We start from the raw sequence: 6,364 nt of genomic DNA on the forward strand, positions 1-6,364 counted from the left end.
CTACGGGGCTGGAAGCGTTGTTCGTTGTTCTTGAAACTATTGTCATGTTGAGCGCAAGCGAAACATCTCAATGGGTCGATTAGAGATCCTTCGCTCCCCGCTAGTGCGGGACAGGCCGCTCAGGATGACAGGCATGAATATTTTTGTTAACTAAACGAGATTGAATCTCGTATAAGCAAAAAAAGCGTACCCTATTGGTACGCTATATGTTGTTGTTAACGAGTATCCTACTCAAACATCCCACGCATTCTTTCAAAGAATGAGCCTCCCTCATCGGGGTTGGGTGTAAAACTTGGCGATTTTGCAAATTTCTCAAAAATTGCCCTTTCCTCCCGGGTAAGGTTTTTGGGTATGTAAACATTAACCGCCACAAGCAAATCGCCGCGCTGGTAGCTATTCACCTCGGGCAAACCCTTACCCCTTAAGCGAAGAATTTTCCCGGGTTGGGTGCCGGGCTCTATTTTAATCTTCACTTTACCATCAACGGTAGGAATTTCAGCCGGTGCACCAAGAACGGCGTCGGGAATGCTGATGTTAAGGTTGTAAATTAGGTCGTTACCGTCGCGCACCAGGTTAGGGTGTTTTTCCTCCTCAATCATTACAAGCAAATCGCCAGGGACTCCTCCACGGCGGGCAGCATTACCCTTACCCTGAACGTTGAGCTGCATACCCTCGGCAACACCAGCAGGTATTTTAACGGTTATTACTTCGTCCTCGCGAACCACTCCTTCGCCATTACATGCAACGCACTTGTTGGTTATCACCTTACCTTCGCCATTACAGGTTGGGCATGGCGAGGTGGTTTGCATCTGCCCGAGCAGGGTATTAGTTACACGGGTTACATACCCTGAACCGCGGCAGGTAGAGCAAGTACTATACGATGAACCTCCCGCCGCGCCAGAACCTCCGCATGAATGGCACGATACGTACTTGTTTACCTTAATCTTTTTCTCAACCCCGTTAGCAATATCGCTTAACGACAGTTTAACCTTAACCCGTAGGTCGGTACCGCGGTTTGTGCGTCGCGATGAGCGTCCGCCACCGAAGCCACCAAACCCGCCAAAACTGCCAAAATGGCCGCCAAAAATATCGCCGAACTGGGCAAAAATATCCTCAATGGTCCAGTCGTGCGAGAAACCACCACCGCCTGCACCGTTACCCATACCTGCATGGCCAAACTGGTCGTAACGGGCACGCTTGTTATCGTCGCTAAGAACCTCGTAGGCTTCGGCTGCCTCCTTAAACATTTCCTCGGCTTGCTTATCGCCCGGGTTCTTATCGGGGTGATATTTTATGGCCATCTTGCGGTATGCCTTTTTAATTTCCTCCTTGGTGGCATTCCGCGGTACGCCAAGTATTTCGTAGTAATCGCGTTTGGTTGTCATACCCTACTGTTTTACTCTCCAACCACAACCTTAGAGAATCGCATTACCTTATCGTGAAGCATGTAACCCTTTTGGATTACATCGACAATCTTCCCCTTTTGTGCTTCTTCCTGCACAGGGATTTTGGTAATGGCCTCGTGCAAATCGGTATCGAGATCCTTGCCAATGGCCTCAATCTCTTTAACACCTTTTGCTTTAAGGAAATCGTTGAATTTGTTTACAATTAAAGCGATGCCGTCCCTAACGGCATTGATATCATTGGCTGTTTCAATGGCCTTAAGGGCTCTGTCAAAATCATCGATAACCGGAAGTAGATCCTTTAGAACCTCCTCCGAAGAGTATTTGAGTAAATCGGCCTTTTCCTTGAGCGTTCGTTTACGGTAGTTATCAAACTCAGCTGTAAGGCGCAAATACTTATCCTTCATCTCCTCCAGCTGGGCAGTTAGTTCGGCAACCTTATCATCTTTGGATTGTTCAGCTTGGGCTGCCTGCTCTTTGCCCTCGTCGGCTTGAGCCTTACTATCGGTTACATTACTATCGGTGCTAACGGTTTGTTGATTTACTTGCTCCTGTTCTATCTCCTCCTTTTTGTGTTTCTTGCTCATATATGTTGATATTTTTACGTTTCACAATAATTCTCAACCATTGTTTCAAAATCTATTCCAACCGTTTAGCTCGGTCAAAATGACATGAAATTTTCAGGGGGTAAGTGACAGATGTTCGTCATTGTTAGCCTGAAAAATACCACTCCGCCAAAATGGACTGCGAAGGGAATATTTTAAAATCATCAAATAACCTCCTTTGCTAAACCGTGATGAAAAATTCCGTTACCTTGACCGTAACTTTATATCCTTCACCCTAAGCTGTATGGTAATATTCCCCTTGAAATTATTCTCGTGCAAAGCAAAGCAAATATCAAACGGTTGGCCGTAATGTATGGGCTTATAATACTCAGCCATCTGAAACGCTATAGCATCGTATTTTTTTGTGCTTCCCTCCTGAACTATTGTAAGTTTAAGGTGTTCCTTCTCGCTGCCAACCAACCGGCCTTCGCCGTTATCGTAAACATTTTCGGCCATAAATACCGGCGACATGTTCCCTGGGCCAAAAGGCTGGAACTGCTTAAGCACATTAAAGAATTTTTCGGTGATATCATCAAGCCTAATACGGGCATCAATATCGATTTGAGGTGATAGCATTTCGGGCGTAATGGTTTTGCTCACGTGCTCTTCAAAACGTTGCTTAAACTCCTCAACTTTATCCACCTTCATGGTAAGGCCAGCAGCGTACATGTGCCCTCCAAAGTTCTCGAGCAGGTCGGAGCAGGCCTCAATGGCCTGATACAAGTCGTATCCTTGAACAGAACGGGCAGAACCGGTAGCCAAATCGCCCGATTGGGTTAAAATAACCGTAGGGCGATAGTAAGTTTCAATTAAGCGCGAAGCAACAATCCCTACTACACCCTTGTGCCACGAAGGGTTGAATAGCACAGTGGAATAGCTATGCTGCAACCTTTTATCCTGCGCTATCATTTTAATTGCCTCGTGCGTAATGGCTCGATCAACATTTTTACGGTCGTTATTGCACGAGTCGATCAGCGCCCCCACCTCAAAGGCTGAACTATCGTCGGCAGCGCAAAGCAGGTCAACAGCTGTTTTCCCGGACTCCATTCGGCCAGCCGCATTTATTCGTGGACCTATACGGAATACTATGTCGTCGATGGCTATCCGTTGGTTTTCTATTCCGGCAATTTTGATTATCGACTTTAACCCACGGCTTGGCTTTGTATTCAATTTTTCCAATCCGAAATAGGCCAATACCCTGTTCTCATCAACAATAGGCACAATATCCGATGCAATGCTTACAGCCAACAGGTCGAGATGTTGGTAAAGTTCCTCCTCTGATGTCCCTGTTTTTTTGCAGTAGCCCTGCAGCAACTTAAAGCCAACCCCACAGCCCGAAAGCTCCTTAAACGGGTATTTACAATCGGAACGTTTGGGATCAAGTACAGCAACAGCATCGGGAATTCTATCACCGGGCAAGTGGTGGTCGCAAATGATAAAGTCGATATTACGCTGTGAGGCATAACGAACTTTATCAACTGCTTTTATGCCGCAATCGAGAGCAACAATAAGTGAATAGCCATTTTCAAAAGCATAGTCTATTCCCTTGAACGATATTCCGTACCCCTCGTTGTACCTATCGGGAATGTAATAGCCAATTTTTGTGTACCGTTTTCTGAAAAAAGAGTACATGAGGGCAACAGCAGTAGTACCGTCAACATCGTAATCGCCGTAAAAGAGGATAGATTCGCCCCGACGGATTGCCCTGTCGATGCGCTCAACCGCTTCGGCCATATCCTTCATCAGGAATGGGTCGTAGAGGTCAGCTAACGAGGGCCTGAAAAAGCGCTTAGCTTTATCAAAACTATCAATTCCGCGCTGTACCAGTAGCGATGCTATGGTCTCGCTAACGTTAATTTCCTTAGCCAGAGAGCTAACTAATGCCGGATCGCCCGGATCCTTGAGAACCCATCGTTTTTCCATTTCTGCATGGTTTAAATGTTAAGCAATACCTATGCGGTTGCATGCGAAATGAAACCGATGAGTAAAGTGGTTAAGGAGTTTAGCCTTAACCTCTTCCATATCAAGCTGGCGGTTAAGCTCCACCTGCATGGAGGTAACCCCCTTATCAATAAATCCGCAAGGGTTTATGTAGCGGAAGTAGTCCAAGTTGGTGTTTACGTTAAAAGCTAAGCCGTGCATGGTTACAAATCGGCTTGCCCTAACACCAATAGCGCAGATTTTGCGTTCGCGACCCTTTACACCGGGATCGAGCCAAACGCCAGTTGCACCTTCAAGCCTATCGGCTGCAATACCATACTCCTGAAGGCAATCGATTACCACCTGCTCTAGCAAGTGTATGTAGGACTTGAGGGTTAGCCCAAAAGCCTCCAGGTTGAATATGGGGTAGGCAACAATTTGTCCGGGGCCATGATATGTAATATCGCCCCCGCGGTTGATGTGGTAGAACGATGCGTTAATCCGTTTAAGCATCTCTTCGGGGATCAGCAGGTTGGCGTTTTCGCCGCTTTTGCCAAGGGTGTAAACATGCGGATGCTCGCAAAACAGCAAGTAATGTAACTTGCCATCGCCGTTTAGTTTACGTTTGGTTACCTCGTCGAATAGTTTTTCCTGATAATCCCATGCCTCCTTGTAATCAACCGTTCCAAGATCATGAAACTTTACGTTTTGCATTATATATTGTTTTTCCTATTTGCATAGCAAGTACACCGGTTTAAGGTTAGATTGATTATTTACAACATCCTTTAACCAGGTGTTGAGCCTTATCGGCGTGGTACGACGAGCGAACCAGGGGGCCGCTTTCGGCAAAATCGAACCCTTTTGCAAGGGCTATCTGCTTATACTCTTCAAACTCCGCCGGGGTAACATAGCGTTGAACGGGTAAATTGGTGGGTCGGGGTTGTAGGTACTGCCCTATGGTAACCATTCGGCAGCCCACAGCAAGCAAATCGTCAAGGGTTTGAATTACCTCATCGCGGGTTTCACCGAGCCCGAGCATTATGCCCGATTTAGCTCTAAAGCCGCGCTTTGCAATGTGCTCAAGCACTTTCAGGCTTCGCCTGTAACTTGCCTTTGTTCTTACAAGTGGGGTAAGGCGCTCCACGGTTTCAAGGTTATGCCCAACAACATCGGGCTCCGATTCAAGGAAAAGGTCAATAAGTTCAGGCCTCCCGTCAAAATCGGGTATTAAAACCTCTATGGTGGTGTTGGGATTAACCCTTCGAATCTCCATAACAGTACTACGCCAATGCCCAGCTCCATGGTCGGGCAAATCGTCGCGGTCAACCGATGTAATTACACAGTAACTAAGCCCCATTAGGCTTACCGTACGGGCAACCTTAGTGGGTTCATTGGGATCGGGAGGAAGCGGTTTTCCGGTTGCAGTAGCACAAAACTTACACGAACGGGTGCATATATCGCCTAGAATCATTAGAGTTGCAACCCCATTCCCCCAGCACTCGCCAATATTCGGGCACATTCCACTGCTACAAATTGTATGCAACCCATGTTTCTTAACAATGGAATTCACCTGGGCATACCCTTCGCCACCGGGTAACTTTATCTTTAGCCATTCCGGCTTCCGTTCATTTCCCATCCCCAAAAATTTTTACAAAATAACTAAAAAAAATGCTCTTAAACGATTATTTAGTCATAAAAGTGATTGGTTAACAGTGAATGGTTTGAAAAGGTTCGTGACTTGTTAAACGTAAAACGTAAGGATTCAGAAAATGAAGATGTTATAGGAATTTAAATTGTGAATCGGGTGCCGTAAGCCTTAAACGTTAAACGAGAATAAAATACAGTAGGATATGGAGTTATAGGGAGTTAGATGAAGTTAAAGGAAGTTATAAGAAGTTAGAGGAAGTAGAAGAATTTTAAAGGCCCTGAAAGAGCAAATCAACCTAGCCCAAGGAAATAGAGGTATTCCAAATATTTGGCGATGCACTCTATCGCATTCCATAGAGCAATACCGAAACGTTGCATCGCAACAGGAAAAAATGGCAAAGAACGATTGCAATAAAACCATTCAAGAGGGATGAAAGGATAAAAAAGATGTTTCGGTGGTGCTCAGCATGACAACCGTCTCATGAAGCGAGCAACAGCAGGTATCACAGAGTTACACAGTGTAACACGGTGTTACACAGAGCGTGTGGCGTGATATTCACGAACAACGATTCACAAAAAACGAACAACGCTTCCAGCCCCGTAGGGGCGTAATATTTGTAACCCAATGGCTCCCTCCTCCATGTATTGCGATGCACGCAATGCAAAGCCCAAAGAGCAAGGAGAAAACGTTGCATCGCAACAAAAAATCATTACAAAGAGCAGTTTACATGTTCTTTCTTGTCTTGATACAAGAAAGAACCAAAGAAAATCAAGGCTGAAAAGCCCGAC

At 45.8% G+C, this 6,364-nt stretch carries 5 protein-coding genes; all 5 read right to left on the minus strand.

Annotated features, from left to right (window positions below):
* Positions 1 to 227: 227 nt before the first annotated feature.
* Complete coding sequence (gene dnaJ, locus WHS63_RS13000; RefSeq protein ID WP_445205485.1) at positions 228 to 1,385, minus strand: molecular chaperone DnaJ; 1,158 nt, start codon at positions 1,383 to 1,385, stop codon at positions 228 to 230.
* Positions 1,386 to 1,396: 11 nt separating this feature from the next.
* On the minus strand, positions 1,397 to 1,990 hold the full coding sequence (grpE, locus tag WHS63_RS13005) for a nucleotide exchange factor GrpE (protein ID WP_445205486.1): 594 nt from the start codon (positions 1,988 to 1,990) through the stop codon (positions 1,397 to 1,399).
* A 222-nt stretch (positions 1,991 to 2,212) separates the two neighbouring features.
* On the minus strand, positions 2,213 to 3,931 hold the full coding sequence (gene recJ / locus WHS63_RS13010; protein WP_445205487.1) for a single-stranded-DNA-specific exonuclease RecJ: 1,719 nt from the start codon (positions 3,929 to 3,931) through the stop codon (positions 2,213 to 2,215).
* 18 nt (positions 3,932 to 3,949) lie between these two features.
* Entirely contained in the window at positions 3,950 to 4,642 is a 693-nt protein-coding gene (gene lipB / locus WHS63_RS13015) for a lipoyl(octanoyl) transferase LipB (RefSeq protein ID WP_445205488.1), read from the minus strand.
* Between the two features lie 55 nt (positions 4,643 to 4,697).
* Positions 4,698 to 5,564 (minus strand): lipoyl synthase, encoded by an 867-nt coding sequence (lipA, locus tag WHS63_RS13020; protein ID WP_445205489.1) that lies wholly within the window; start codon positions 5,562 to 5,564, stop codon positions 4,698 to 4,700.
* Positions 5,565 to 6,364 lie beyond the last annotated feature (800 nt).

The sequence above is a fragment of the Tenuifilum sp. genome (assembly GCF_037481895.1).
Lineage (GTDB): Bacteria > Bacteroidota > Bacteroidia > Bacteroidales > Tenuifilaceae > Tenuifilum > Tenuifilum osseticum.

Coding starts and splice junctions, on each gene's coding strand:
- dnaJ (WP_445205485.1), bottom strand. CDS start 1,385: ATGACAACCAAACGCGATTACTACGAAATACTTGGCGTACCGCGGAAT.
- recJ (WP_445205487.1), bottom strand. CDS start 3,931: ATGGAAAAACGATGGGTTCTCAAGGATCCGGGCGATCCGGCATTAGTT.
- lipA (WP_445205489.1), bottom strand. CDS start 5,564: ATGGGAAATGAACGGAAGCCGGAATGGCTAAAGATAAAGTTACCCGGT.
- lipB (WP_445205488.1), bottom strand. CDS start 4,642: ATGCAAAACGTAAAGTTTCATGATCTTGGAACGGTTGATTACAAGGAG.
- grpE (WP_445205486.1), bottom strand. CDS start 1,990: ATGAGCAAGAAACACAAAAAGGAGGAGATAGAACAGGAGCAAGTAAAT.